Origin of the sequence: Arthrobacter sp. 2YAF22_2 (genome assembly GCF_052114645.1) — a bacterium.
Taxonomy (GTDB): Bacteria; Actinomycetota; Actinomycetes; order Actinomycetales; family Micrococcaceae; genus Arthrobacter.
This window is the reverse complement of sequence record NZ_JBFRFD010000555.1, coordinates 1-2,245: the sequence shown is the minus strand read 5'-3', so window position 1 is coordinate 2,245 and position 2,245 is coordinate 1. Positions and strand designations below refer to the sequence as shown.

General features: G+C 67.3%; 2 protein-coding genes. Both read right to left on the bottom strand.

The genetic code is table 11. The features are described from left to right. A partial coding sequence (locus AB4Y86_RS17215) for a PHP domain-containing protein (RefSeq protein WP_441403382.1) occupies positions 1 to 1,184 on the bottom strand: 1,184 nt, incomplete at its 3' end. A gap of 51 nt (positions 1,185 to 1,235) precedes the next feature. Next, positions 1,236 to 2,192, bottom strand: a complete 957-nt coding sequence (locus AB4Y86_RS17210; protein ID WP_441403381.1) for an RluA family pseudouridine synthase — start codon at positions 2,190 to 2,192, stop codon at positions 1,236 to 1,238. Between the last annotated feature and the right edge of the window lie 53 nt (positions 2,193 to 2,245).

Here is a 2,245-nt window from a genome sequence, read left to right as displayed (position 1 = left end):
GCATACGCGACCATGGAACCGGCGCCGGAGCCGCGGCCGGGACCTACCCGGATGCCGTTGTTCTTGGCCCAGTTGATGAAGTCCGCCACCACCAGGAAGTAGCCGGGGAACCCCATCGAGGTGATGACGCCCAGTTCGTAGTCCGCCTGGGTGCGTACCTTGTCCGGCACGCCGCCCGGGTAGCGGTACGCAAGCCCGGTGGCCACCTCCTTGACCAGCCACGAGGTCTCGTCCTCGCCCGGCGGGCAGGGGAACCGCGGCATGTAGTTGGCGCCGGTGTTGAAGGAGACCTCGCAGCGTTCGGCGATCAGCAGCGTGTTGTCGCAGGCGTCCGGGTGGTCCCGGAAGAGTTCCCGCATTTCCTGCGGCGATTTCAGGTAGTACCCGCTGCCGGAGAAAGCGAAGCGGGAGCCGCCGTTGTCGTAGGTGGGTTCCAGCAGCGTGGAGCCGGACTGGATGGCCAGCAGTGCCTCGTGCGCCTTGGCGTCATGCTCGTGCGTGTAGTGCAGGTCGTTGGTGGCCACCAACGGCAGGTTCAGTTCCTTGGCCAGCCGGAGCAGGTCCCCGGTGACCCGCCGTTCGATGTCCAGGCCGTGGTCCATGAGTTCGCAGAAGTAATTTTCGGCGCCAAAGATGTCGCGGAACTCGGCCGCGGCCTCGACGGCTTCCCGGTACTGTCCGAGCCGGAGCCGTGTCTGGACTTCGCCGGACGGGCAGCCGGTGGTGGCGATCAAGCCCTCGGAGTAGGTGTTGAGCAATTCGCGGTCCAGCCGCGGCCACTTGCCGAAGACAGAGTCCAGGGAAGCGATCGAGGAGGCGCGGAACAGGTTCCGCATGCCGACGTTGTTGTAGCTCAGCAGCGTCATGTGGGTGTAGGCGCCGCCGCCGGAGATGTCATCCTTGCGCTGGCTTTCCTCGCCCCAGCGGACCCGGCTCTTGTCGGTGCGAGCGGTTCCCGGCGTGACATAGGCTTCGACGCCGATGATCGGCTTGATGCCCTTGTCGGTGGCGCGCTTCCAGAAGTCGAAGGCCCCGAAGAGGTAGCCATGGTCAGTGGTGGCCAACGCGGGCATGCCCAGCCGCTCGGTCTCATCGAAGAGTTCCCCGAGTCGCGCCGCACCGTCCAACATGGAGTACTCGGTGTGGTTGTGGAGATGGACGAACGAGTTGTTGCTGGAAGTCACCGAACCATTCTAGTGCCGGGCCCGGACTCTTCCTGCCCGGCACGCGGCCGGTCAGGCCTGGCCGGACTCCAGCACCTCAAGGGCGTACTGCAGGTCCTGCGGATACTCGCTGGTCACGGTGACCCGCTCCCCCGTCCGCGGGTGGTCGAAGGAAAGCTGCCGGGCATGCAACCACTGCCGCGTGAGGCCCAGGGTGGCAGCGAGCCGGGGATCCGCACCGTAGGTCAGGTCTCCGGCGCAGGGGTGGCGGAGTGCCGAGAAATGCACCCGGATCTGGTGGGTGCGGCCGGTTTCCAGGTGCACCTCCACCAGCGAGGCCTTGCCAAAGGCCTCCAGCACCTCGTAGTGGGTCACGGAGTCACGGCCGTCCTCGATCACGGCGAAGCGCCAGTCGTGCCCGGGGTGACGTCCGATCGGCGCGTCGATGGTACCGGCCAGCGGGTCGGGCAAGCCCTGGACGACGGCGTGGTAGACCTTGTCCACGGTGCGCTCCTTGAAGGCCCGCTTGAGCGCCGTGTAGGCTCTCTCGGTCTTGGCCACCACCATGACGCCGGAGGTCCCGACGTCGAGCCGGTGCACAATGCCCGCGCGTTCGGGCGAACCCGAGGTTGAAATCCGGTAGCCGGCGCCGGCGAGGCCACCGACCACTGTCGGCCCGACCCAGCCGGGCGACGGGTGCGCGGCCACACCGACGGGTTTGTCGACCACGACGAACTCGTCATCGTCCAACAGGATCTTCAGGCCTTCCACGACTTCCTCCACGACTTCCAAGGGATCCCGGCGGGCCGGCACGACGACGTCGAGCTCGGCGCCGGCGCTGAGCTTGAGCGACTTCCCGACGGCTTTGCCGTGGCTGCTGACGTTGCCCTCAGCGATCAGCGTGGCCGCCTGTGAGCGGGAGATGCCCATCAGCTTCGCCAACCCGGCGTCGACCCGGGCCCCCGCCAGTTCGTCGGGGACGGTAAAGTGCCGGCGCTCCGGCGCCGTCACCGGTCCGGGCTCAGACATTGTGCTCCCGGGCGTTGTGTTCCGGCGCCTTGTGCTCACGCGTACCGTGGTCC